Origin of the sequence: Pantoea rodasii (assembly GCF_002095465.1) — a bacterium.
Classification (GTDB): Bacteria; Pseudomonadota; Gammaproteobacteria; order Enterobacterales; family Enterobacteriaceae; genus Pantoea; species Pantoea rodasii.
Window position 1 is genome coordinate 132,730 of sequence record NZ_MLFP01000002.1, and the last position, 24,680, is coordinate 157,409.

24 protein-coding genes and 1 pseudogene are annotated in these 24,680 nt (G+C 54.0%); 10 read left to right on the top strand and 15 right to left on the bottom strand.

Translation table 11 applies throughout. From position 1 onward, the window contains the following. Nucleotides 1-57: 57 nt before the first annotated feature. Both HA45_RS02960 and lysM read right to left on the bottom strand, forming a co-directional pair. On the bottom strand, nt 58-621 hold the full coding sequence (locus tag HA45_RS02960) for a SadB/YajI family lipoprotein (protein WP_100702257.1): 564 nt from the start codon (nt 619-621) through the stop codon (nt 58-60). Between the two features lie 15 nt (nt 622-636). Beyond that, the gene (gene lysM, locus HA45_RS02965) at nt 637-1,074 is read right to left on the bottom strand and encodes a peptidoglycan-binding protein LysM (protein ID WP_100702258.1); all 438 of its coding nucleotides are present in this window, start codon (nt 1,072-1,074) and stop codon (nt 637-639) included. A 172-nt stretch (nt 1,075-1,246) separates the two neighbouring features. Between lysM and nrdR the strand changes: the two genes are divergently transcribed. The 6 genes from nrdR to pgpA all read left to right on the top strand — a co-directional run bounded on the left by nrdR (nt 1,247) and on the right by pgpA (nt 5,308). Next, nucleotides 1,247-1,696 (top strand): transcriptional regulator NrdR, encoded by a 450-nt coding sequence (gene nrdR, locus HA45_RS02970; RefSeq protein ID WP_034831027.1) that lies wholly within the window; start codon nt 1,247-1,249, stop codon nt 1,694-1,696. A 3-nt stretch (nt 1,697-1,699) separates the two neighbouring features. Then, nucleotides 1,700-2,803, top strand: a complete 1,104-nt coding sequence (ribD, locus tag HA45_RS02975; protein ID WP_100702259.1) for a bifunctional diaminohydroxyphosphoribosylaminopyrimidine deaminase/5-amino-6-(5-phosphoribosylamino)uracil reductase RibD — start codon at nt 1,700-1,702, stop codon at nt 2,801-2,803. Nucleotides 2,804-2,896: 93 nt separating this feature from the next. Further along, nucleotides 2,897-3,367, top strand: a complete 471-nt coding sequence (ribH, locus tag HA45_RS02980) for a 6,7-dimethyl-8-ribityllumazine synthase (protein WP_100702260.1) — start codon at nt 2,897-2,899, stop codon at nt 3,365-3,367. A gap of 18 nt (nt 3,368-3,385) precedes the next feature. Further along, nucleotides 3,386-3,805, top strand: a complete 420-nt coding sequence (gene nusB / locus HA45_RS02985) for a transcription antitermination factor NusB (protein WP_100702261.1) — start codon at nt 3,386-3,388, stop codon at nt 3,803-3,805. A gap of 47 nt (nt 3,806-3,852) precedes the next feature. After that, nucleotides 3,853-4,830: a thiamine-phosphate kinase gene (gene thiL / locus HA45_RS02990; RefSeq protein WP_100702262.1), complete on the top strand. Its 978-nt coding sequence runs from the start codon at nt 3,853-3,855 to the stop codon at nt 4,828-4,830. Continuing rightward, nucleotides 4,808-5,308 (top strand): phosphatidylglycerophosphatase A, encoded by a 501-nt coding sequence (pgpA, locus tag HA45_RS02995; protein WP_100702263.1) that lies wholly within the window; start codon nt 4,808-4,810, stop codon nt 5,306-5,308. The genes thiL and pgpA overlap by 23 nt, the downstream gene beginning before the upstream one ends. Nucleotides 5,309-5,427: 119 nt before the next feature. Here the strand turns inward: pgpA and HA45_RS03000 are convergent, their stop codons facing one another. From HA45_RS03000 to xseB, 4 genes are all read right to left on the bottom strand, one after another. Further along, the gene (locus tag HA45_RS03000; protein ID WP_100702264.1) at nt 5,428-6,402 is read right to left on the bottom strand and encodes an aldo/keto reductase; all 975 of its coding nucleotides are present in this window, start codon (nt 6,400-6,402) and stop codon (nt 5,428-5,430) included. 62 nt (nt 6,403-6,464) lie between these two features. Beyond that, nucleotides 6,465-8,330: a 1-deoxy-D-xylulose-5-phosphate synthase gene (dxs, locus tag HA45_RS03005; RefSeq protein ID WP_100702265.1), complete on the bottom strand. Its 1,866-nt coding sequence runs from the start codon at nt 8,328-8,330 to the stop codon at nt 6,465-6,467. Nucleotides 8,331-8,349: 19 nt separating this feature from the next. Further along, nucleotides 8,350-9,249, bottom strand: coding sequence for a (2E,6E)-farnesyl diphosphate synthase (gene ispA / locus HA45_RS03010; protein ID WP_100702266.1), 900 nt, complete (start codon nt 9,247-9,249; stop codon nt 8,350-8,352). Continuing rightward, nucleotides 9,249-9,491: an exodeoxyribonuclease VII small subunit gene (xseB, locus tag HA45_RS03015; protein ID WP_034831045.1), complete on the bottom strand. Its 243-nt coding sequence runs from the start codon at nt 9,489-9,491 to the stop codon at nt 9,249-9,251. Before xseB ends, ispA begins: the two co-directional genes overlap by 1 nt. A 234-nt stretch (nt 9,492-9,725) precedes the next feature. Here xseB and thiI point away from each other — a divergent pair, with 234 nt between their 5' ends. After that, nucleotides 9,726-11,174 carry a tRNA uracil 4-sulfurtransferase ThiI gene (gene thiI / locus HA45_RS03020; protein WP_100702267.1) on the top strand — a complete coding sequence of 483 codons (1,449 nt, stop codon included), beginning with the start codon at nt 9,726-9,728 and terminating at the stop codon, nt 11,172-11,174. A 69-nt stretch (nt 11,175-11,243) separates the two neighbouring features. Here the strand turns inward: thiI and yajL are convergent, their stop codons facing one another. Continuing rightward, complete coding sequence (yajL, locus tag HA45_RS03025) at nt 11,244-11,855, bottom strand: protein deglycase YajL (RefSeq protein ID WP_100702268.1); 612 nt, start codon at nt 11,853-11,855, stop codon at nt 11,244-11,246. Then, nucleotides 11,809-12,729 carry a 2-dehydropantoate 2-reductase gene (gene panE / locus HA45_RS03030; RefSeq protein ID WP_100702269.1) on the bottom strand — a complete coding sequence of 307 codons (921 nt, stop codon included), beginning with the start codon at nt 12,727-12,729 and terminating at the stop codon, nt 11,809-11,811. The genes yajL and panE overlap by 47 nt, the downstream gene beginning before the upstream one ends. Nucleotides 12,730-12,854: 125 nt before the next feature. Here panE and HA45_RS03035 point away from each other — a divergent pair, with 125 nt between their 5' ends. After that, entirely contained in the window at nt 12,855-13,346 is a 492-nt protein-coding gene (locus tag HA45_RS03035) for a YajQ family cyclic di-GMP-binding protein (RefSeq protein WP_100702270.1), read from the top strand. On the opposite strand, the pseudogene HA45_RS03040 reads toward HA45_RS03035, so the two are convergent. Next, nucleotides 13,343-15,114: pseudogene (locus HA45_RS03040) on the bottom strand (sigma-54-dependent Fis family transcriptional regulator). The gene HA45_RS03035 and the pseudogene HA45_RS03040 sit on opposite strands and share 4 nt — an antisense overlap. Nucleotides 15,115-15,404: 290 nt before the next feature. Between HA45_RS03040 and exaC the strand changes: the two are divergent. Next, nucleotides 15,405-16,925, top strand: a complete 1,521-nt coding sequence (exaC, locus tag HA45_RS03045; protein ID WP_100702272.1) for an acetaldehyde dehydrogenase ExaC — start codon at nt 15,405-15,407, stop codon at nt 16,923-16,925. Nucleotides 16,926-16,961: 36 nt separating this feature from the next. Then, nucleotides 16,962-17,996, top strand: a complete 1,035-nt coding sequence (gene adhP, locus HA45_RS03050; protein WP_205960957.1) for an alcohol dehydrogenase AdhP — start codon at nt 16,962-16,964, stop codon at nt 17,994-17,996. 64 nt (nt 17,997-18,060) lie between these two features. Here the strand turns inward: adhP and HA45_RS03055 are convergent, their stop codons facing one another. The 6 genes from HA45_RS03055 to cyoA form a co-directional block, all read right to left on the bottom strand. Then, nucleotides 18,061-19,425 (bottom strand): MFS transporter, encoded by a 1,365-nt coding sequence (locus tag HA45_RS03055; RefSeq protein WP_100702274.1) that lies wholly within the window; start codon nt 19,423-19,425, stop codon nt 18,061-18,063. Between the two features lie 131 nt (nt 19,426-19,556). Continuing rightward, nucleotides 19,557-20,444 carry a heme o synthase gene (gene cyoE / locus HA45_RS03060; RefSeq protein WP_039330043.1) on the bottom strand — a complete coding sequence of 296 codons (888 nt, stop codon included), beginning with the start codon at nt 20,442-20,444 and terminating at the stop codon, nt 19,557-19,559. Nucleotides 20,445-20,457: 13 nt separating this feature from the next. Beyond that, complete coding sequence (locus HA45_RS03065; RefSeq protein WP_100702275.1) at nt 20,458-20,787, bottom strand: cytochrome o ubiquinol oxidase subunit IV; 330 nt, start codon at nt 20,785-20,787, stop codon at nt 20,458-20,460. Further along, nucleotides 20,787-21,401, bottom strand: coding sequence for a cytochrome o ubiquinol oxidase subunit III (locus HA45_RS03070; RefSeq protein ID WP_007886985.1), 615 nt, complete (start codon nt 21,399-21,401; stop codon nt 20,787-20,789). The genes HA45_RS03065 and HA45_RS03070 overlap by 1 nt, the downstream gene beginning before the upstream one ends. Then, nucleotides 21,401-23,383 carry a cytochrome o ubiquinol oxidase subunit I gene (gene cyoB, locus HA45_RS03075; RefSeq protein ID WP_100702276.1) on the bottom strand — a complete coding sequence of 661 codons (1,983 nt, stop codon included), beginning with the start codon at nt 23,381-23,383 and terminating at the stop codon, nt 21,401-21,403. Before cyoB ends, HA45_RS03070 begins: the two co-directional genes overlap by 1 nt. A 4-nt stretch (nt 23,384-23,387) precedes the next feature. After that, on the bottom strand, nt 23,388-24,314 hold the full coding sequence (gene cyoA, locus HA45_RS03080) for a cytochrome o ubiquinol oxidase subunit II (RefSeq protein ID WP_100702277.1): 927 nt from the start codon (nt 24,312-24,314) through the stop codon (nt 23,388-23,390). Nucleotides 24,315-24,680 lie beyond the last annotated feature (366 nt).

The following is a 24,680-nucleotide window of genomic DNA, read 5'->3' on the forward strand; positions in this document are numbered from 1 at the left end:
TGCTGATGAAATGAAACGGGCTGCCTAAGGGCAGCCCGTTTTTTTATGCTCCTGCGATCAGGGCGTCTTAGCTTTTTCTGGTGCAGGTAACACATCATGCACGCGCACGTAGCCGAGTTGCTCCGGTGATAAACCACTCAACCGCAGCGGCACGATCACCGAACTGCGAGGCGTCAAGCTGGCTTCAACCTGAATCGTCTGGGTCAGGCTTTCCGCGTTCAGCGGTTTACCGCTGGCCGGATCCAGTTCTCCCCACACCACGGTAGCGGTGAGGGCTGGGACCGGCTGGTCATCAGTCGAACGGATAGTCAGGTTAGCACGACTGCCGCTGGCTTCACCTTCCACGCGAGACAGCGATAAGCGCAACTTGCCCACCTGGGTTTGCAGTTCGACCGGCGTAGTGGCCTGCGGGAGCAACCACGCTCCTTGCGTGGATTGACCGTTCAGCTGTCCCTGAATTTCCAGCGCGGTTGCCTGATTGGTCAGTTTGCGCATCTGCTGATTCAGCTGACTCACTTCCTGATGTAACTCTTTGACCTGCGGTGAAGTCGGCGTTGAACTACAACCACTGAGAACCAACAGCGAAAGTGCGGCGGGCGCCCAAAACGTCCTGATCGTCATGCATTGTCCTTTCTGTTATTTCGGAATACGTAATACCTGGCCGGGGTAGATCTTATCAGGATGCGTCAGCATTGGCTTGTTTGCTTCGAAAATCTTGTTGTATTCATTGGGGTTCCCGTAAACCTGTTTGGAAACTGCGCTCAGGGTGTCGCCTTTTTTCACCGTGTAGAATTCTGCTTCCGGCGCACTGTCGGTCACGGTGACCTTGTCATCGACCTTAGTGATCCCCGCGACGTTGCCGGCGGCAACCAGGATTTTCTCTTTCAGCTCTTGCGAGATACCCTCGCCGCTCACGGTAACGGTATCGCCCTGCACATCGACTTTGACTTTATCGCTGTCAGGCAAGCCGAGCTGGTTAATGTGATCCTGCAATTTTTTGCTGGGATCGTCAGCGCCGCTAACGGCATCCCAAAGTTTTTCACCTGCTTCTTTCACGAAATTGAACAGACCCATGTGACCTCCTGCAAATGTGCCGGATTGGCTGTTTAAGCGTAGTGGCTTTTAACGTTTACAGAGCGGCACATCCTGCGTCTGTGAGCCGGGCGGTGATTCGGTCACGCGTATTTAGTTGCATCCGAGATCGCGCTACACTGTGTGGCCTATTTATCTCGCGACAGGAAACGTCATGCATTGCCCCTTCTGCTCCGCTGTGGACACCAAAGTGATAGATTCGCGTCTGGTCAGCGAAGGTTCTTCAGTGCGCCGCCGCCGCCAGTGTCTGGTGTGCCATGAGCGTTTTACCACCTTTGAAGTGGCGGAGTTGGTGATGCCGCGCGTGGTGAAAAGCAACGATGTGCGTGAACCCTTTAACGAAGATAAGCTCGCCAGCGGCATGATGAAGGCACTTGAAAAGCGCCCGGTCAGTGCCGATGCGGTGGATAACGCGGTTAATCATATCAAAACCCAACTGCGTGCCACCGGCGAGCGCGAAATCCCCAGCAAGCTGGTGGGCAATCTGGTGATGGAAGAGCTGAAGAAGCTCGATAAGGTGGCCTACATCCGCTTTGCCTCGGTGTACCGCAGTTTCGAAGATATCCGTGATTTTGGCGAAGAGATCGCCCGCTTACAGGACTAAGCCATGACTGACGAACGCTACATGGCGCGTGCGCTTGAACTGGCGCGACGCGGACGTTTCACCACCACCCCGAATCCGAATGTGGGTTGCGTAGTGGTACGTGACGGCGAGATTGTCGGCGAAGGCTGGCATCATCGCGCGGGCGAGCCGCATGCCGAAGTGCACGCGCTGCGCATGGCGGGTGATAAAGCCAAAGGCGCTACGGCTTACGTCACGCTGGAACCGTGCAGCCACCACGGGCGCACGCCGCCGTGTTGCGACGCGCTGATCGCCGCCGGTGTGAGCCGCGTAGTCGCCGCGATGCAGGATCCCAATCCGCAAGTTGCGGGGCGCGGATTGTATCGTTTGCAGCAGGCGGGCATCGAGGTTAGCCACGGCTTAATGATGAGCGAAGCGGAAGCATTGAATCGTGGTTTTCTGAAACGTATGCGCACCGGCTTCCCATGGATTCAGCTCAAACTTGGCGCATCCCTTGATGGGCGCACCGCGATGGCCAGTGGCGAAAGTCAGTGGATCACGTCGGCGGCAGCTCGACGTGATGTGCAACGTTTACGCGCCCAGAGTTCAGCTATTCTTACCTCCAGTGCGACCGTGCTGACGGATGATCCCTCCTTGACGGTGCGTTGGAATGAACTGAGCGAGGATGTGCGACAGCAACTCGATGAAGCCACGCTGCGCCAACCGGTGCGAGTGGTGATCGACAGCCAGCAGCGCGTCACCCCGCAACACCGTCTGATCGCTCAGCCTGGCGAAACCTGGCTGATGCGCAGTGAAATCGATTCTCAAAGCTGGCCGAAAAGCGTCAGCCAGATTGCGGTGCCGCAGCGCGGTGCACAGCTGGATCTGGTGGCGATGATGATGTTGCTTGGCCAGCGTCAAATCAACTCGGTGTGGGTAGAAGCCGGAGCCGGTCTAGCTGGCGCGTTATTGCAGGTTGGCCTGGTGGACGAACTGATCGTTTACATGGCACCGAAGCTGCTGGGCAGCACCGCACGCGGCCTGTTCGACTTGCCGGGACTGGAACAATTAGCTGATGCGCCAGCCCTGAAGTTCAGCGATGTGCGCAGGGTCGGAGAGGACCTGCGGTTGACGCTGACACCCACTTAAGCACTGACTGAAAAGCCTGAGCGCGTTGCCGAAGAGTATGATAGAATCCGCCCCCTTCTGCGGGGCCATAATACAAACACCCAAAGGATATGTATGAAAGTTATCGAAGCTGCTGTTGCCACGCCCGATGCAAACATTGCCATCGTTATTGCGCGTTTTAACAACTTCATTAATAACAGCCTGCTGGATGGCGCGGTAGATGCGCTGAAGCGTATCGGCCAGGTTAAAGCAGAAAACATCACCGTGGTTTGGGTTCCAGGTGCTTACGAACTGCCATTGGCAGCGCGCGCACTGGCGAAAGCCGGTAAGCACGACGCGATCGTTGCACTGGGAACCGTGATCCGTGGCGGCACCGCCCACTTCGAATATGTGGCAGGTGAAGCCAGCTCAGGTATTGCCAACGTGGCGATGACCAGTGATATTCCGGTGACTTTCGGCGTGTTAACCACCGAAAACATCGAGCAGGCGATTGAACGCGCCGGCACTAAAGCAGGTAATAAAGGCGCCGAAGCGGCCCTGACTGCACTCGAAATGATTAACGTATTGAAAGCCATCAAAGCCTGATTTTGTAAGGGGAATTTTGTGAAACCTGCTGCTCGTCGTCGCGCCCGTGAGTGCGCTGTTCAGGCGCTTTACTCCTGGCAGTTGTCAAAGAACGACATTGCCGATGTGGAATACCAGTTTCTGGCGGAACAAGACGTCAAAGACGTCGATATTAGCTATTTCCGCGAATTGCTGGCCGGAGTGGCGACTAACAGCGCGTACCTGGACGGTCTGATGAAGCCTTACCTGTCGCGTCAGCTGGAAGAGCTGGGCCAGGTAGAGAAAGCGATTCTGCGTCTTTCCCTGTATGAGCTGAGCAAACGTTCTGATGTGCCTTACAAAGTGGCCATCAACGAAGGTATCGAACTGGCCAAAGTGTTTGGCGCTGAAGACAGCCACAAGTTTGTCAACGGCGTGCTGGACAAAGCAGGCCCGCAAATTCGACCCAACAGAAAATAATGCTGAAGGCCGGTTTACCGGCCTTTTTTTTCATTGAGACCTGACTTATGTCCTGTGGTGAATTCGAACTGATCGCACGTTATTTTAACCGCGTCACCAGCTCCCGCCGCGATGTGGAGAAGGGAATTGGTGACGACTGCGCGTTACTGAACCTACCCGAAAAACAGACGTTGGCCATTAGCACCGATACACTGGTGGCGGGCGTGCACTTCTTACGTGATATCCATCCTGCCGATCTGGGTTACAAAGCGCTGGCTGTTAATCTGAGTGATTTAGCTGCCATGGGCGCGGATCCGGCATGGCTCACGCTCGCGCTGACCCTGCCAGAAGTGGATGAGAGTTGGCTGGCGGCCTTCAGCGATAGCCTGTTTGAGTTGCTGGACTACTACGATATGCAGCTGATTGGCGGCGATACTACGCGCGGTCCACTCAGTATGACACTGGGCATTCATGGCCTGGTGCCGGTGGGCAAAGCCCTGAGACGCTCAGGCGCAAAACCCGGTGACTGGATTTTTGTGACCGGCACGTTGGGTGACAGCGCGGCGGGTTTGTCGCTGTTACAACATCGCCATCGTCTCAGCGATCCCGCCGTGCATGAAGTGCTGATTAAGCGCCATCTGCGTCCGATGCCAAGAGTGCTGCAAGGCCAGGCGTTGCGAAATCTGGCGACATCGGCGATTGATTTGTCTGACGGCCTGGTCTCCGATCTCGGCCATATTCTGACCGCCAGCCGCGTGGGTGCCCGTATCAATCTGGAAGCATTACCGCTTTCTGCGGCATTGCGTGACCACTTTGAGCCGGAACAGGTGCTGACCTGGGCATTAAGCGGCGGCGAAGATTATGAGCTGTGCTTTACGGTTCCTGAAGTGAATCGTGGCGCGCTGGATGTGGCGCTGGGTAATCTGGGCGCGTCTTATACCTGTATCGGACAGATTGCACCGGAAGCGGAAGGCCTGACGCTCCTGGAAAATGGCAAGCCGCGCAGTTTCAATCACAAGGGATTTGACCACTTTAATGCGAAGTAAAGATGTGGCGAAAAGCCGGCTGCGGCTGAGCAATCCGTGGCACTTGCTGGCAATCGGTTTTGGTAGCGGCTTAAGTCCCATTATGCCGGGCACTGCCGGTTCGATTGCGGCGATTCCGTTTTGGTGGTTGATGACGTTTCTGCCACTGCAGATCTATTCGCTGCTGGTACTGATTGGTATCAGCGTGGGCGTTTATCTGTGCCATCGCACCGCGAAAGACATGGGCGTGCACGATCACGGCAGCATTGTCTGGGATGAGTTTATCGGCATGTGGATTACGCTGATGGCGATCCCGGCGATGAGCTGGCAGTGGGTGCTGGCCGGGTTTGTTATCTTCCGCATTTTTGATATCTGGAAACCCTGGCCGATTCGCTGGTTCGATAAAAACGTGCATGGTGGCATGGGCATTATGGTCGACGACATTATTGCGGGTGTCATTTCCGCCGCAATTTTGTACGGATTGGGATTGGTGCTTTAATTCACATCGCGCGATGAATCGCGCCGCTACGGATTTTTATGGTGGCGGCGCAATTTATTGTCGTGTTTAACATTACAGATTTGTACGGTCGCGGCGCAATTTATTGCGCGTATTTAACGCTACTCGAATCCCACTACCGGATGCGGTTGATAAACCGATTCCAGCTCAGCAATATCCGCTGTACTCAGCTCCACATCCACCGCCTTCACCAACTCTGCAAACTGCTGCTCGCGCGATGCACCGATAATCGGTGCGGTGACCACGGGTTTGTGCAGCAGCCACGCCAGCGCAACCTGGGCGCGCGTCACGCCTTTATCGGCAGCAATGGTTGCCAGACGCTCTGCAATCGCCGCATCGTTCTCTTCGGTGCCGGTATAGAGTTTTTCCATTACGTTGTCCGATACCGAACGCGCGGTGGTTTCGCCCCACGGACGCGTCAGTTTACCGCGTGCCAGCGGGCTCCACGGCAGCACGGCAATGCCTTCACGCTCGCACAGCGGGTGCATCTCATTCTCTTCCTCACGCTGAATCAGGTTGTACTGATCCTGCATGCTGACAAAACGCGCCCAGCCATTCTGCTTTTGCAGATCCAGCGCCTGAGCGAACTGCGCAGCATGCATTGAAGAAGCACCGATGTAGCGCGCTTTACCGGATTTCACCACGTCATTCAGCGCCTCCAGCGTCTCTTCAATCGGCGTGTCGTAATCCCAGCGATGAATCTGCAGCAGGTCAACGTACTCCATGCCGAGGCGCGTCAGGCTATCATCGATTGATTGCAGGATATTTTTGCGGGACAGGCCTTGTGACAGGTTGCTGAGCGGGAAATAGACTTTGGTGGCGACCACCACCTGATCGCGGCGTGCAAAATCTTTTAGAGCGCGTCCGACGATCTCTTCACTGCTGCCATCGGAGTAGCTGTTGGCGGTGTCAAAAAAGTTAATACCCGCGTCCAGCGCCTGTTTGATCAGCGGACGGCTGCTCTCTTCGGGCAGTGTCCATGCGTGATTGCCACGCGTCGGATCGCCGTATGTCATGCAGCCTAAACACAGACGCGAAACCTGTAAGTCGGTTTTGCCTAAACGAATGGTTTTCATTGGAGCTCCTGCTCTTATGCGTTAGGAATGCCCTAAGCATAGCAGCAGGAGCGGGGAGGGGATTACTGCGCCAGCCAGTCAGTGATTTGTTGCTGAATACCTGCGGCATCCAGTTGATAATCCTGACGAACCTCTTCCTGCGTGCCCTGCGGGATAAATTCATCCGGCAGGCCAAGATTCAGCACGTGTACGCGCAAACGTTTCGCCATCACGTATTCGTTGACGCCACTACCGGCTCCGCCTTTGATGGCACCTTCTTCCAGCGTCACCAGTGAATCATGGCTGGCAGCCAGTTCAGCGATCAAGGCTTCATCCAGCGGCTTCACAAAGCGCATATCCACCAGCGTGGCGTTAAGCGCCTCAGCGGCGGCCTGTGCTTCAGGCAACAGCGTACCGAAGTTGAGGATCGCCAGCTTTTCACCACGGCGTTTCACGATACCTTTGCCCAGCGGCAAGCTGGCCAGCGGCTCCAGCGTCGCGCCCGTACCGGTGCCGCGTGGATAGCGTACCGCACTCGGACCGTCCTGATAGTGATAACCGGTGTAGAGCATCTGACGGCATTCGTTTTCGTCGCTAGGCGTCATGATCACCATTTCAGGCACACAGCGCAGGAAGGCGATATCAAATGCGCCCTGATGCGTCTGCCCATCGGCGCCAACGATGCCACCGCGATCGATAGCAAACAGCACCGGCAGTTTTTGGATAGCCACGTCGTGAATCAGCTGATCGTAGGCACGCTGCAGGAAGGTGGAATAAATCGCCACCACCGGCTTGTAACCGCCAATCGCCATGCCCGCGGCAAAGGTCACCGCGTGCTGTTCGGCAATCGCCACATCAAAGTATTGCTGTGGGTAGTCACGTGAGTAACTCACCATGCCGGAGCCTTCGCGCATCGCAGGTGTCACCGCCATCAGGCGCGGATCGTCTGCCGCCATTTCACTCAGCCAGCTACCGAAAATCTTGGAGTAGCTCGGCAGGCCCGGCACGCTTTTTGGCAGAGAGCCGCTGGCCGGATCGAATTTCGGTACGGCATGCCAGGCTATCGGATCTTGTTCAGCGGGCGCGTAGCCTTTGCCCTTTTTGGTCATGATATGCAGGAACTGCGGGCCCTTCAGGTCACGCATGTTCTTCAACGTGCTGACCAGCGTCAGCACATCGTGGCCATCAACCGGACCAATATAATTAAAGCCCAGCTCTTCAAACAGCGTGCCCGGCACCACCATGCCTTTCAGATGCTCTTCGGTGCGCTTCACCAATTCTTTAATCGGGGGCAATCCGCCCAGTACGCGCTTACCGCCTTCGCGCAGGCGCGAATAGGTTTTGCCGGAGAGAATCTGTGCCAGACGATTGTTGAGTGCGCCGACGTTTTCCGAGATAGACATCTCGTTGTCGTTGAGGATCACCAGCATGTCGGGCTTGATATCGCCCGCGTGGTTCATGGCTTCAAATGCCATACCGGCGGTGATCGCGCCGTCGCCGATGATGCAGGCGGTACGACGACCTTTGCCTTCACGATCAGCGGCAACCGCCATGCCCAATCCGGCACTGATCGACGTCGAGGAGTGACCGACGCTTAATACGTCGTATTCACTTTCGCCGCGCCACGGGAACGGATGCAGGCCATTTTTCTGGCGGATGGTGCCGATACGATCGCGGCGTCCGGTCAGAATTTTATGTGGGTAAGCCTGATGGCCAACGTCCCACACCAGATGGTCAAACGGGGTGTTATAAACATAATGCAGCGCGACGGTCAGTTCGACCACGCCCAGACCCGAAGCAAAGTGACCGGAAGATCGGCTCACGCTATCCAGCAGATACTGACGCAGCTCGTCACACAGTACCGGAAGTTTTTCTTTCGGTAATAAACGTAATTCCTGAACCGTGCTTGCTAACGCCAGTGTCGGGTATTTTGCAATATCAAAACTCATCAGAGACTCATTATGAAAGTTATTTATCGCGTTCAATTATGAAGCTAGCCAGTGCTTGTAATGCGGTGGTGTTATAGGACTGCGCGGCCAAAATTTCCAGCGCGCCCAATGCTTCCTGATAAAGATCCCACGCTTTGGTGCGGGCATTTTCCAGCCCCATCAGGGCCGGATAAGTACTCTTACCCAGCGCCTGATCGGCACCCTGGGTTTTCCCTAGCACCGCGGTATCGCCAATCACGTCAAGGATGTCATCCTGCACCTGAAACGCCAGTCCGATGGCGTTGGCATAGGTATCCAGCACGGGAAGGGCAGCACGGCCATGTTCGCCAGCCGCCAGGGCACCAAGGCGAACAGCCGCGCGGATCAAAGCCCCCGTCTTATGACGATGGATCTGCTCCAGCTCGGCGAGATCGATATGCTTGCCTTCAGCGGCTAAGTCTAGCGCCTGTCCACCGCACATGCCGGCCACACCGCTGGCTTGCGCCAGCTCAGAGATCATAGCAATACGGGCTTGCGGGCTGACGCCAGGCATTGGCTCATCGGCCAGAATCGAAAACGCCAGGGTTTGCAGCGCATCACCGGCGAGAATCGCTGTATCTTCGCCATATTTAATATGGCAGGTTGGTTGCCCACGACGTAACGCATCGTCATCCATCGCTGGCAAATCGTCATGAATCAGAGAGTAAGCGTGAATGCATTCCACGGCAGCTGCCGGAGCATCCAGACTGGCCGAATCGGCTTTTAACATTTCGCCCGTGGCGTAAACCAAAAACGGACGCAGACGCTTACCGCCTAATAGTGCCCCATATTGCATGGATTGCACCAGAGGAGAACTCTGAAAAGGAAGTGGATCTATTAAGCGTGTCAACGCCAGATTTACGCGTTCGTGATACGTATTGAGTAATTTGGCGAAATCCATCAGTCATTTTCCGGCGTAAACGGCGCGAGTGCGGCATCTTTATCATCGCTGAGCAGAATCTGCACGCGCTGTTCAGCCTGTTGCAGAGTTTGCTGACCGGTGCGTGCCAGCTGTACGCCGCGTTCAAATTCGTTCAGCGCCTCTTCCAGCGGCAGCTCGCCACTTTCCAGACGGCTGACAATCTGTTCCAGCTGCTGTAATGCGCTTTCAAAACTGGCTGGCGCTTCGGCTTTTTTCGGCATAATCAGTGTCGACTCACAGGTTGGGAATCATCTTGCAATCGGTCATGGTAGCCGACGAGGAATAATTAGCAAAATAATGAATGTGATGAAGGTTGCTTAAAGCAGTCACCAGACAAAGGTGGTATACTTTTGCGCCTCGGATGCGGGCGCTTCTGCGATACCCGTAATTATATGATTTTACCAGTTAAGTGCCGATGGTTTTAGCACTTATTTGCCCAACGAAGCTGTGTCGCCATGAAGTTTATCATTAAGCTCTTCCCTGAAATCACCATCAAAAGTCAGTCGGTGCGTCTGCGCTTTATCAAAATCCTGACCGGTAACATTCGTAATACCCTGCGTACCGTCGATGAAGAGATCGCCGTAGTGCGCCATTGGGACCACATTGAAGTGCGTGCGAAGAAAGAAGCCTTACGCGCTGTGGTTATCGATGAGCTGACGCGTATTCCCGGTATTCACCACGTGCTGGCGGTTGAGGATCAGCCTTACACTGATATGCACGATATCTTCGAGCAGGCTTTGGCGCTGAATCGTGAGCGTCTGGAAGGGAAAAGTTTCTGCGTGCGCGTGAAGCGTCGCGGCAAGCACAGTTTCAGCTCGACTGAGGTAGAGCGTTACGTCGGTGGTGGCCTCAATCAGCACATTGAGACCGCACGCGTGCAGCTGAAAAATCCCCAGGAGACGGTCAATCTTGAGATTGAAGACGATCGACTGCTGTTGATCACCGGGCGTTATGAAGGGCTGGGCGGTTTCCCGATTGGCACTCAGGAAGATGTGCTGTCACTGATCTCCGGTGGATTCGACTCCGGCGTTTCCAGCTATATGCTGATGCGTCGTGGCTGCCGTGTACATTACTGCTTCTTCAACCTCGGCGGGGCCGCGCATGAAATTGGCGTTCGTCAGGTCGCGCATTATTTGTGGCAGCGTTTCGGTCGTTCGCACCGCGTACGTTTTGTGGCGATCAACTTCGAGCCTGTTGTCGGTGAGATTCTGGAGAAGATTGACGACGGCCAGATGGGCGTGGTGCTGAAGCGCATGATGGTGCGTGCAGCGTCGATGGTCGCTGAGCGCTACGGTGTGCAGGCACTGGTGACCGGCGAAGCGCTGGGCCAGGTTTCAAGCCAGACACTGACCAACCTGCGCCTGATTGATAACGCCTCGGATACGCTGATCCTGCGTCCGCTTATCTCGCATGATAAAGAGCACATCATCGATTTAGCACGTCACATCGGCACCGAAGACTTCGCGAAAACCATGCCGGAATACTGCGGAGTGATTTCGAAAAGCCCAACCGTGAAAGCGGTGAAGGCGAAGATCGAGGCGGAAGAACAAAACTTCGATTTTGAGATCCTCAATCGCATGGTGCAGGAAGCCAGCAACGTTGATATCCGCGAAATCGCTGAGAAGACGCAGGAAGAAGTGGTTGAAGTGGAAACGGTGGTTTCCTTCACCGCTAACGATGTGGTGCTGGACATCCGCTCCGTGGATGAACAAGAGGCATCACCGCTGGCGCTGGAAGGCGTGGATGTGAAATCCCTGCCTTTCTACAAACTGAGCACGCAGTTTGGCGATTTGGATCAGGATAAAACCTGGTTGCTGTATTGCGATCGCGGCGTGATGAGCCGCTTGCAGGCGCTGTATCTGCATGAGCAGGGCTTTAAAAATGTGAAGGTTTATCGTCCGTAAGTCTGGCGTGCGCACACCGGCGCACCCAGTGGATTGATTGATGAAAGGTCGCCAGATTGGCGGCCTTTTTCATTCGCGCTCTTCAAACTCCTGATAGTTATAAATCCCTGCCGCTAATACCAGCTGTGACGCGACTTCACGCGCTTTCTCTTTATCCACCAACAGATCAATCAGTTTCAGCGCAAAATCAATCGAAGTGCCAGGCCCCTGGCTGGTTAACAAATTGACGCGCGGGTCCCACACCACGCGGCGATCCATCCAATGTTTGTCGGGAAGGGTGTCGCGCAGGCCAGGAAAGCCGGTCATATTGCCCACCGGGAACAGATCGTGCGGAATCAGCACCGTGCCGGGTGCGGCGCAGATGGCCGCGACGATGTGGCCTGACAGATGGCACTGGCGCACCGTTTCCACCAGTAATGGGCTGTCGCGGAACGTCTCTGCGCCTTTCAGGCCGCCAGGCAGCACCACGGCGTCATAATCGTTATCAGCCACTTCAACCAGTGGCGCATCTGCCAACAGACGCACGCCACGTGAGCAGACGATCTCGCGAGTGCCATCGCTTTCGACACTGGCGGTGGTGACGCTTAAGCCGGCGCGGACCAGCAGGTCGATAGTGGTGACAGCTTCAATCTCTTCACTGCCATGTGCCAGGCAAACCAGAACCGATGCGGTCGCGCTCATATTGGGACTCCTTGCGTTTAATCAGGTCGTACAAACGGGTGTTCTCCGGTAACGAAATGCCCTGCGCGCGCGCGCGGCGCAGCAGGTAGCCGGTGATGTAATCAATTTCTGTCAGGCGCTGTGCGCGCACATCCTGCAACATCGAGGAGGTATTCGCTGCGGTGCTGTCGATGACGTCATAAATGATGTCGCGTAGGTTATCGACCGCAATGTGCTGGCCTTCACGCTCCATCACCCAGGCAATCTCTTCGCACAGCGTGGCAATCTGCTCCGGCCAGGCGCGCAGGGCACCGTTCTGGCAATCGTGTTCAACGGTGAGCGGATTAATCACACAGTTCACCGCCAGTTTGCGCCAGCTGGCAGAAGCAATGTTGTCGTGCCAGGCCACGTCCGGCAGCGCCTGATGCAGAATATCAGCGATGTCGCTCATCGCCGCACTTTCGCTTCCGGTGGGACCGATATGCGTAATGCCATGCGCGATGTGTTTGATCACCGTGCCATCGCGCATCGCCGCATGGGTGGTAATACCGCGCAGTAACGGTTGTTGCAGCTCTTTCAACTCTTCCAGCGTGCCCATACCGTTGTGCAGCAGTAGAATCGGCGCATGGGCGGGCAGTACGCTTTGCAGGTTTTTCACTGCCGGGGAAACCTGTGGCGCTTTGAGTGTGACCAGTAGCAATTGGCTCTCAGCAAGAAACAGCGGATCGTTGGCAATAAACGTGTGATTGCTGACATGTCCCTGCGGATCAACCACGTTCACCGAGCAATAGGGCTGCGGCACGCGCAACCAGCCCTGAACCTCATGTCCCTGGCGTGCGAGAGCGGCGAGCCAAATCTGACCCAGGGCGCCGCAACCCAACACGGTAATTTTCATTTTGCCTCCCGCTGGCGGGTTCTCAATTTCACGACACCCCTAAGTATAGCTTTCCGTGTCTCGTGTTTAATTAGCGCCACAAGACGCGTATTATGCATGTCACTTTAGTATCAGGAGAAGAAAAGATGCCATCTTTCGATATCGTTTCCGAAGTCGAACTGCCGGAAGTGCGTAATGCGGTGGATAATGCCAGCCGTGAGATCTCAACCCGTTTCGATTTCCGCAACGTGAGCGCCAGCATTGAGCTCAACGAAAAGAATGAGACCATCAAAATCTCCAGCGAATCTGATTTTCAGGTTAAACAGCTGGTGGATATTTTGCGTGAAAAGCTGTTGAAACGCGGCATTGAAGGCGCAGCGATTGAAGTGCCAGAAGAGATCGTTCACAGCGGTAAAAGTTGGAGCGTGGAAGCCAAGCTGAAAAAGGGTATCGAAAGTGATATTGCTAAAAAGCTGGTGAAGCTGATTAAAGACAGCAAACTGAAAGTGCAGACGCAGATTCAGGGTGAAGAGCTGCGCGTGACCGGTAAATCACGCGACGATTTGCAGGGTGCGATGGCGCTGGTGCGCGGTGGCAATCTCGGTCAGCCATTCCAGTTCAAAAACTTCCGCGATTAATCGCGTTTGTCGCGCGCAGCACGTCGATAGAGCGTGCTGCGCGCGACACCTAATGCCTCCGCCGTTTTACTGATATTGCCATTGAAGCGTTGCAGCGTTTCGCTGATCAGTCGCTCATCATGACTTTGTCTGTCCTCCACCGGTAGCACTGTTGCGCGGCGATACTCGGCCGGTAAATGCACATCGGTGACTTCTTCGCCTTCATCCGCTAACGCCAGCAGTACGCGCAACAGACTGCGCAATTGCCGCACGTTGCCCGGCCATGGCAATTGTGCCAGTGATGTCAGCAGTGCTGGGGAAAGCTGGATATCGCGATCTGCGCCGCCCAACTCAATCCACAACCGACTGATAAAGTCTTCGATATCCGGCCAGGCACGCAGCGGCGGGATAGTCATGGAAAATTCCTGCAAGCGATAGAGGAGATCCTCGCGGAACTCGCCTTCAGCCACGCGCTGCGCCAGATCACGGTGCGTGGCGCAGATCACTGCAAAATTCACCGGCCAGCTGCGGCTGGAACCGAGCGGTGCGACCTCTTTTTCCTGCAGTACGCGCAGCAAACGGGTTTGCAGCGCCAGCGGCATATCACCAATTTCATCGAGAAACAGCACGCCACCATCGGCTTCACGGATTTTACCGATGTAGCCATTTTTACTGGCCCCGGTAAAGGCGCCAGGTTGATAACCAAACAGCTCCGACTCAATCAGTGCTTCCGGAATGGCCGCGCAGTTGATGGCGACAAATTTGCCCTCACGCCAGCGGCTCTGCTGATGCAGCGCACGGCTGACATACTCTTTGCCGCTGCCAGTCTCGCCGTGGATGCATAACGACACGCCGGCATTCATCAGGCGTACCATTTTTCGCCATCACGACCCAGCGAGAAGGGGAGATCGGCGGCGGGTTCGCTCGGGGTGGCGAAATGCGTGCGGTGCGGTGCGCGCAGGCGAAAGTAGAAGCGCTGTTGTGCAAAATGAATCGGTAAAGGAATGGTGTTGGCCTGCTGTTCGAGCTGAGCAAACAGCTGCTGGAAAGTCAGCGTGCCCAACTGCTCGGCAGTCAGTGCCAGTTCACGCATTGCCAGGCGGTTCGCGGCGGTGAGTACATTATCGGAGAACACCAGCAGCAGCTCATCGCTGGTATCAATGCCGTGCGGCTCAACGTGCAGACTCATCAGCCACTGCTGTGGATGCAGGCTTTGCTTAACCCACAGATATTCGATTTGTTTAGCGGCGGCTTTCACCCACTGGAAGGTTTGCGGATGCGGGAAGTGCGCAGGGCCGGAGATATCCAGCACGCCCGCAATCTGGCCGTTGGGCATCTGCAATGGCATCGCGGCGCAGTACAGCCCCTGATTCAGAGTGAGAAAATGCTGCTGGCCTTCAATTTCACAGCCATCGTCAATCGCCAGCGCGGTGCCAATTGCATTGGTGCCGCGCCCGCATTCGCTCCACAAATTGCCGGGAGCGAGCGCGAATCGCTGCGCTTTCTCCATCGACTGCATATCGCCAAAGGTATTCAGCACCAGGCCGGTGGCATCAGAAAGGATCACCACGGATTGCTTCTCTGCCAGTTTCTGCGCCAGCTTTTTGATCACCGGCTGGGCGAACTGCTGTAGCCCGGCATTACTGGCCAGTAAATCGGCCAGCTCGCCCTGGCGAACGCGAGGAAAATCATCGGCGGTGCGGTCGAGACCATACAACTGGCTACGGAACCAGGAGTCGCTCAATAGCGGATTGGTATTAACGGCAGACGCGGCTGAATTTCCCTGCATTGGTAACCTCATGCCTAAGCGAAAGTGTTGCAGCATTGTAGCGGCCTGGTTTCTGCGGTGTTGCGATACGCAACACAGATGGTGATTTTGGTAACAGAAACCACGCGTTTAAAAGGGCTATTTGTTTTATAAATCGATGATAGATAAAACGATTTTTCGAAAATTCACAAGCTGAAAAAAATTGGCACGCTCGCTGCAATAGCTTACCAGGCAGCGGGCTGTTCAATCTGTTGACCCACAGGTTGCCGCTGCCAGCTAAGAATAATCGACCCTACATTAAGGAGTTTGCGATGCGTTATGCACATCCCGGCACGCCCGGCGCTTTGGTTAATTTCAAAGCGACCTACGGCAATTTCATTGCGGGCAAATTCATAGAGCCGCTCAGCGGCCAATATTTCACCAACACCTCGCCTGTTGATGGCAGCGATATTGCGCAGTTTCCACGTTCCGATGCGCGTGATATCGATTTAGCACTGGACGCTGCTCATCAGGCCGCTGACGCCTGGGGAAAAACCAGCGTGCAACATCGCGCCAATCTGCTGTTGCAGGTGGCCGACTGCATTGAAAAAAATCTTGAACTGCTGTCCGTGGCAGAGAGCTGGGACAACGGCAAACCGATCCGTGAAACCCTGAACGCTGACCTGCCGCTGGCGGTGGATCACTTCCGCTACTTCGCCGGTTGTTTGCGTGCGCAGGAAGGCAGCACCGCCGAGATTGATGAAACCACCGTGGCTTATCACTTCCACGAACCGCTGGGCGTGGTCGGGCAAATTATCCCGTGGAATTTCCCGCTACTGATGGCGGCGTGGAAACTGGCTCCAGCGCTGGCGGCGGGTAACTGTGTGGTGCTGAAGCCTGCTGAGCAAACGCCACTGGCCATCACGCTGTTGATGGAACTGATCGGTGATCTGTTCCCGGCCGGTGTACTTAACGTAGTACAGGGCTTTGGGCGTGAAGCCGGTGAAGCGCTGGCCACCAGCAAACGCATCGCCAAAATTGCCTTTACCGGATCAACTCCGGTGGGCCGTCACATCATGGCCTGTGCCGCTGAAAATATCATTCCCTGCACCGTCGAGCTGGGTGGCAAGTCGCCGAACATCTACTTTGCCGATGTGATGGACGGTGAATCCGACTTTATCGAAAAAGCGGTGGAAGGTTTGGTGCTGGGCTTCTTCAATCAGGGCGAAGTCTGTACCTGTCCTTCGCGTGCGCTGATCCATGAATCGATCTATGAGCCGTTTATGGCACGCGTGATGGACAAAGTCGCCAACATTCGCCGAGGCGATCCGTTGGATACTGACACCATGATCGGTGCTCAGGCTTCACGTCAGCAATTCGACAAAATCCTGTCTTATATCAACATCGCGCGCGATGAAGGGGGGCAAATTCTTACTGGAGGCGATCGCGCCAGCGTCGCAGCCGAACTGGATAACGGATTCTATATCCAGCCAACCCTGATCAAAGGCACTAACCAGATGCGTTGTTTCCAGGAAGAGATTTTTGGGCCGGTCATTGGCATCACCACCTTTAAAGATGAAGCGGAAGCCTTATCGATTGCCAATGAAACGCAGTTTGGCTTGGGTGCTGGCGTGTGGACGCGTGATACCAATCTGGCTTACCGCATGGGACGCGGCATCAAAGCCGGTCGTGTCTGGACCAACTGCTATCACATCTATCCTGCGCACGCCGCATTCGGTGGCTATAAGCAATCGGGCGTCGGCCGTGAGACGCACAAGATGGCGCTCAGCGCCTATCAACAAACCAAAAATCTGCTGGTCAGCTATGGCACCGCGCCTTTGGGTCTGTTCTGAGACCGCATCCGATCAAATGGAGAGTGAAAGATGAATATGCAAATCAAAACCACCATGAAAGCCGCTGTTGTTAAAGCCTTTGGCGAACCTTTAGTGATTGAACAAGTGCCGGTACCGCAGGTTGGGCCGGGACAAGTTCTGGTGAAAATCGCTGCCACCGGGGTGTGCCATACCGACCTGCACGCCGCGGAAGGCGACTGGCCCATCAAGCCTAATCCACCGTTTATTCCCGGCCATGAAGGCGTGGGCCAGATTGTGGCACTCGGTGATGGCGTAAAACATCTTAAGCTGGGCGATCGTGTCGGCGTACCATGGCTGTATTCTGCTTGTGGTCACTGTGAACACTGTCTTGATAGCTGGGAAACGCTGTGTCTGTCACAACAGAATGCCGGTTATTCAGTTAACGGCAGCTTCGCGGAATATTGCCTCGCGGATGCGAACTATGTCGGGATCATTCCTGACAACATCGATTACAACGAAATTGCCCCAATCCTGTGTGCCGGCGTGACGGTGTATAAAGGCCTGAAAATGACCGACACCAAACCCGGCGATTGGGTGGTGGTGTCAGGCATTGGCGGTCTCGGTCATATGGCGGTGCAGTACGCGGTAGCGATGGGCCTGAATGTGGCTGCGGTGGATATCGACGATGATAAGCTGGCGTTTGCTAAACGTCTTGGCGCCAGCGTGGTGGCGAATGCGAAGAACGTCGATCCTGCTAAAGTATTCCAGGAAAGCTTCGGCGGTGCGCACGGCGTGCTGGTGACGGCTGTTTCACCGAAGGCGTTCGAGCAAGCGATCGGGACGATGCGTCGTGGCGGCACCATGGTGCTTAACGGTTTGCCACCGGGCAAATTTGACCTGTCGATCTTCGATATGGTGCTGGACGGAATTACGGTGCGCGGTTCAATTGTCGGCACGCGTAAAGATCTGCAGGAAGCGCTGGATTTCGCCGGTCGTCATAAAGTGAAAGCCAACGTGGCGGTTGAGCCGCTGACCAACATCAACGACATCTTTGCTCGTATGCACGCAGGTAAGATTGAAGGGCGTATCGTGGTCGATATGTCGTTGTAATGCTTTGCAGCGGCGTAATTCATCGCGCAATAAATTGCGCCGCTACAATGTGTGCAACCGCTTACTAACAGCTGGCGAGCAGCGCTTCGATCTCAACGCGGCTCGTCACTTTACTGTCGATCTTGATATAAGCGCTTTTCTCTTCTGGCACGATGAACACCGATGAAACTCCGGGTTGTGCTTTCAGGCGTTTCTCGAGATTCGGCACGGCCAAAACCGCATCGCTCAGCACCATACGCAGGCTGCTAACATAGGGTGGTTCCTGCATCGACATCGCCACAAACAGCCACGCAGCCGCCACAATAGCGCCCACCAGAAACACGGTTTGCGCATCAAAGTGACCGAAAACCCAACCGCCCATGCTGCCGCCAATCGCCACGCCAATGAACTGGCTGGTGGAGTAAATGCCCATTGCCGTGCCTTTATAGCCCGGCGGGGACTCTTTACTGATCAGCGACGGCAGAATGGCTTCCATCAGGTTAAATGCCAGGAAGAACAACTGTACGCCAATCACCAGCGTCCAGAAATGTCCCGCTGCGCCCCACAGCACGATCTCCGCGATAATGATCAACGCCACGCAGGTAACAAATACGCGCTTCATGCGGCGTTTTACTTCGGCGTAAATGATGAACGGCACCACCATAACGAAAGCGACCAGCATGGTAACCAAATAGACTTTCCAGTGCTCAGATGCTGGGAAGCCCGCTTGTTCAAATTGACCCGGCAGAGCCACAAAGCTCGACATCAGTAAAATGTGCAGGCAGAGAATACCAATGTTGAGTTTTAACAGCCTCGGATTGGTGAGCACCGCACGGATGCTGCCTTTCACTATGCCGGACTCACGATTAAGTAAGTGATTAGGCGCGTTTGGCACGACCAGCAGCGTGATGACAATGCCGAGGCTGGCAAGGATAGCGATCATCCAGAATAGTGCGTGCAGCCCTAATGCGTGGGTCACAATCGGTCCGACGACCATCGCAATCGCAAAGGTCACGCCAAAGCTGATACCGATGAACGCCATCGCTTTGGTACGGTTCTGTTCGCGAGTGAGATCAGACAACAGCGCCATAACCGCAGCGGCAATCGCACCTGAACCTTGCAGCGCACGGCCCAGGATCACCCCCCAGATGGAGGTGGTCATTGCGGCTATCACACTACCGACAACAAAGATTAATAATCCGCCGACGATGAGCGGTTTGCGACCGACGCGATCAGAGAGCAGACCAAACGGAATCTGGAATAGTGCTTGCGCCAGACCATAGATACCAATTGCCAGGCCAATTAAGGTTTCACTGGCGCCCTGTAATGCCATACCGTAAGTGGTGAGTACCGGCAGGACCATAAACATACCCAGCATGCGCAGGGAAAAAACTGTGCCTAAACCCCATGTAGCGCGTCGCTCTACTGGCGTCATTTTATTATCGTTCATTCCAACCTCTGTAATTTTGCTGCTCTCATTTTAGGGAGCAGGGCAGGGCGGGTAAAACATTTGTTCTTAAGCAGTGGTAACAAAAAGAAAGGGCGCGAAATTCGCGCCCTATCTGGATTTGCGGAGCAGTATTACCAGACGTAAGTCAGGAGATCTTTCGACGCTGGCGTCATGAAATCTACCGACATCATCACGCTCAGTGCAGTGATAGCGACAATCGAGAACACAAACAGTTTACGCGCCCAAACTTTATCGTTTGAGGTTTTGTAACCTGAAAGTGCCATGCCCAGCCACCAGACACTCACTGCCGCAGCCACCACCAGATACTTGTAACCGGCATAGCCGCCGAGTGTCAGCATCAAGGTGGCAATCATAAACGCCAGGATATACAGCGTAATATGATTTTTAGCCACTGAGATACCTTTCACCACCGGCAGAACCGGGATGTTGGCAGCCTGATAATCTTTGAAGCGGAAAATCGCAATCGCGTACGAGTGCGGCATCTGCCACAGGCTAAAGATAGCCAGTAAGATCAGGGCGCCAGCATCAAACTGGTTGGTCACTGCGCAGTAGCCAATTACCGGCGGCGCAGCGCCAGAGAGGCTACCAATCAGCGTGCCATAGACGGAGTTACGCTTCATATACAGGCTGTAAATGCCTACATAAACGACGAAGCCCATCACCGCCAGCCACATGGCCAGCGGGTTAGCACCGAAATACAGCAGCGCAAAGCCAGCAATACCCAATGCGGTTGCATAAACCAGGCTTACTTTCGCCGAGATCAGGCCTTTGACCAGAACACGGTTCCGCGTTCTCTCCATCTTGATGTCGATATCGCGGTCAATCACGTTGTTGAATACACAACCTGATGCGACAACCAGCGAGACTCCCACCAGTGAATAGAGAAACAGGGTGTAATCAATGCTGCCTTTCGAAGCCAGCAGGAATCCACCGATCACAGAAATTAAATTGCCGAAAATAATTCCTGGTTTTGTTACTTGCAGGTATTGCTTAATCATTACGTGTGACTCTTTAGTGAACCATCATGTTGTAGTTGAGGTTCCACATAATCCACAGTGAGCCGACAACAACAATCAGAATGATGAGTGCTGAGAAGACAATGGCCACCATGTTCCAGCCACCTTCTGACTTGCTGTCTAAGTGCAGGAAGTAGACCAGGTGAACCAGCACCTGAATCACCGCACACACCAGAACCACACCCAGAATCGTGCCATGTGATGCGCCGCCATCCATTACCATCCAGAACGGAATACCGGTCAGGATGATAGAGAGGATGAAGCCGATCATGTAAGACTTCACGCTACCGTGAGAAGCGCCATGTTCGTTAACAGAATGACTCATTACATGGCTCCCATCAGGTAGACAACGGTGAATACGCAGATCCAAACCACATCCAGGAAGTGCCAGAATAAGCTCAGGCACATGATACGGGTGCGGTTGGTTGCAGTCAGACCACGTTTAGAAATCTGGAACATCATCACTGCCATCCAGATCAGGCCCGAGGTCACGTGCAGACCGTGGGTACCGACCAGCGTAAAGAACGCGGACAGGAAGCCACTGCGGTCAGGACCGAAGCCTTCTTTGATCAGGTGATGGAATTCATAGATTTCCATGCCGATGAATCCAGCACCGAACAGGAAGGTCAATGCCAACCAGCTGATGACTGAACCCTTGTTCTGGTTGTTCATCGCAATCACTGCCATTCCATAAGTAATGGAGCTGAGCAGCAGCAGCGCGGTTTCAACCAGCACAAACGGCAGTTCAAAGATGTCTTTACCTGCCGGGCCACCGGCAGTGTTGTTGACCATAACTGCATAGGTCGCAAACAGGGTTGCGAAGATAATGCAGTCACTCATCAGGTAGATCCAGAAGCCAAAGACTTTATTGGCTCCTGCATCGTGATGCCCATGCTCCGCATGGGCGTCGTGGTGATGTTTTGCAGTTTCAGTTGACATTATTTCAGACCTGCTTTGCTGATTTCGTCAAAGTGCTTCTTCTCGATCTGCTCAACTTCAGCAACCGGAACGTAGTAATCCACGTCTTCGTCGAAGCTCTTCACAATCCAGGTCACAATTGTGGCCAGGAAGGTAAGGCCAGCCAGCCACCAGATATGCCAGATCATCGCGAAACCAAAGATGGTCATGAACGCTGCGATAACAATGGCTGCGCCGCTGTTTTTCGGCATATGAATTTCTTCATATTTTTCTGGTTGCTTATACGCTTCGCCTTTCTCTTTCATTTCCCAGAACGCATCACGCTCGTGGATTTCAGGGATAACAGCAAAGTTGTAGAACGGCGGCGGTGAAGAGGTTGCCCACTCCAGCGTACGACCACCCCACGGGTCACCGGTCAGATCGCGGTTCTGGTCGCGGTCACGCACAGAAACGTAGAACTGAGTCAGCTGGCACAGGATACCGCATGCAATCAGTGCCGCACCGCCTGCTGCAACAACCAGCAGTGAGTGGAACTGAGGATCGATGTCCTGGCTGATACGACGTGTCATACCCATGAAGCCCAGTGCGTACAGCGGCATAAAGGCAACGAAGAAACCAATGATCCAGAACCAGAATGCACGGATACCCCATTTTTCGTTCAGGGTGAAGCCGAATGCTTTCGGGAACCAGTAGGTCACGCCAGCCATACAACCGAACACCACACCACCGATAATCACGTTATGGAAGTGTGCAATCAGGAACAGGCTGTTGTGCAGAATGAAGTCCGCACCTGGAACCGCCAGCAGAACACCCGTCATACCACCGATAGAGAAGGTGACCAGGAAGCCGATAGTCCACAGCATCGCTGAGTGGAACTCAACGCGACCCTGATACATGGTGAACAGCCAGTTGAAGATTTTCACGCCGGTCGGAATCGCGATGATCATCGTCATAATACCGAAGAAGGCGTTAACGTTCGCACCGGCACCCATGGTGAAGAAGTGGTGCAGCCAAACGATGAACGACAGAACGGTAATCGCGATGGTCGCCCACACCAGTGAGGTGTAACCGAACAGACGCTTTTTGGAGAAGGTTGCAGTGACTTCCGCGAACACACCAAATACAGGCAGAACGAGGATGTATACTTCCGGGTGACCCCAGACCCAAATCAGGTTGACGTACATCATCATGTTACCGCCCATTTCATTGGTGAAGAAATGGAAGCCAAGGTAACGGTCAAGTGTCAACAGTGCCAGCGTCACGGTCAGAACCGGGAACGCTGCGATGATCAGGACGTTAGTACACAGAGATGCCCAGGTAAATACTGGCATCTTAAACAGGTCCATACCCGGAGCACGCATCTTCAGAATGGTCACGAAGAAGTTGATACCGGTTAGTGTCGTACCGATACCGGATAGCTGGAGACTCCAGATCCAATAATCGACCCCGACGCCAGGACTGTATTCCGCGCCCGAAAGCGGTGGATAAGCTAACCAGCCAGTCTGTGCGAACTCGCCCACACCCAGAGACAAGTTCACCAGGATCACACCGATCGCGGTAAACCAGAAGCTCAGGTTGTTCAGGAACGGGAAGGCAACGTCACGTGCACCGATTTGCAGCGGTACCGCGATGTTCATCAGACCTACCACGAAAGGCATCGCCACGAAGAAGATCATGATCACGCCGTGAGCCGTGAAGATCTGGTCGTAGTGGTGCGGTGGTAGTATGCCGGCTTCACCTGCCGAAGCCATCACTTGTTGGGTACGCATCATTACTGCATCGGCAAAGCCGCGCAGCAGCATGACGAAAGCCATGATGATGTACATGATACCCAGTTTTTTGTGGTCAATGGAGGTGAACCATTCTGACCACAGATACTGCCACTTACCAAAGTAGGTAATCGCGGCAACCAGTGCCAGACCACCTAAGATGATAGCGGCAACCGTAACCACGATAATGGGTTCGTGGTATGGCACTGCATCCAGTGTTAATTTTCCTAACATCGTATTATTCCTCGGCTCCCGCAGCAGCGGCGTGATTCATGTCCATGCCTTTATGCTCTGGCATGTCCATATTCCCGTGGCTCATCTTGAACTTATCAATCACTTGCTTGAACAGTTCAGGAGTAGCAGTAGAGAAATATTCCACCGGGTGATTTTCGCTTGGCGCAGCCAATTTCTCGAAATCATCCATGGTGGTCAGCGCGTTAGGTGCCGCTTTAACTTTGGCAACCCACTGCTGGAATTCCGCATCGTCTTTGGTTGCAATGGCTTTGAACTTCATACCAGAGAAACCGCGACCACTGAAGTTCGCAGAGATACCGTCGAATGTTCCTGGCTCATTGGCGATGAGATGCAGTTTAGTCTGCATACCGGCCATGGCGTAAATCTGGCTGCCAAGCGTAGGAATAAAGAAGGAGTTCATTACGGAGTTGGAAGTGATCTTGAAGTTCACCGGAGTGTTTGCCGGGAAGGCAATCTGGTTCACGGTTGCAATACCCTGCTCAGGGTAAATAAACAGCCATTTCCAGTCCAGCGCCACCACATCGATCTCAATCGGCTTCACGTCAGAAACCAGCGGTTTGCTAGGCTCAAGCGCGTGGGTCGATTTCCAGGTCAGCACGCCGAGGAAGATAATGATCAGGATCGGAATGGTCCAGACCACGGCTTCCACTTTATTAGAGTGTGACCAGTTAGGGCTATATGTTGCGTTAGTATTTGTTGCCCGATATTTCCAAGCAAAAAATACCGCCATGAAGACTGCCGGGATAACCACGATCATCATCAAGCCGAAAGCTGTCAGAATCAACGAACGTTGCTCCAGTGCAACCTGTCCTTTGGGATTTAACAACGCACTATCACAGCCACTGAGTAATACAGCGCCTGCAATTAATGACAAAATCCCCAAACTTTTATTGTATTTACTGAGTCTCATTTAACGACCTCAATGACAAAGGGCTCTATTGTCGTTTAAGTGTGCGCGCATTTTACGGGAAGGTTTATGCAGTGTAAACCAGCTTAAGGATGTGTCAGAAGGCTGTTGACACCTTTTGCTAAGGGTGTCACAGATGTTGCGCAGGGTGACAAATTATTAATCGCGACAAGCAGTTGGCGTCAATATAACAAAAATCAATGATAGAAACCGCAGAAAAATCAGGGAAAGCATAAACCGTACTGTTAATGCTCATTTATTTAACAATTATGTAGCATTTGGGTGATGACTTTTCTACAAAGTAATTGCGCACCGGATTTTAATATTATCTAAGGTTGTTAATTTAATGTTTCTTTTTCGCGATGAAAA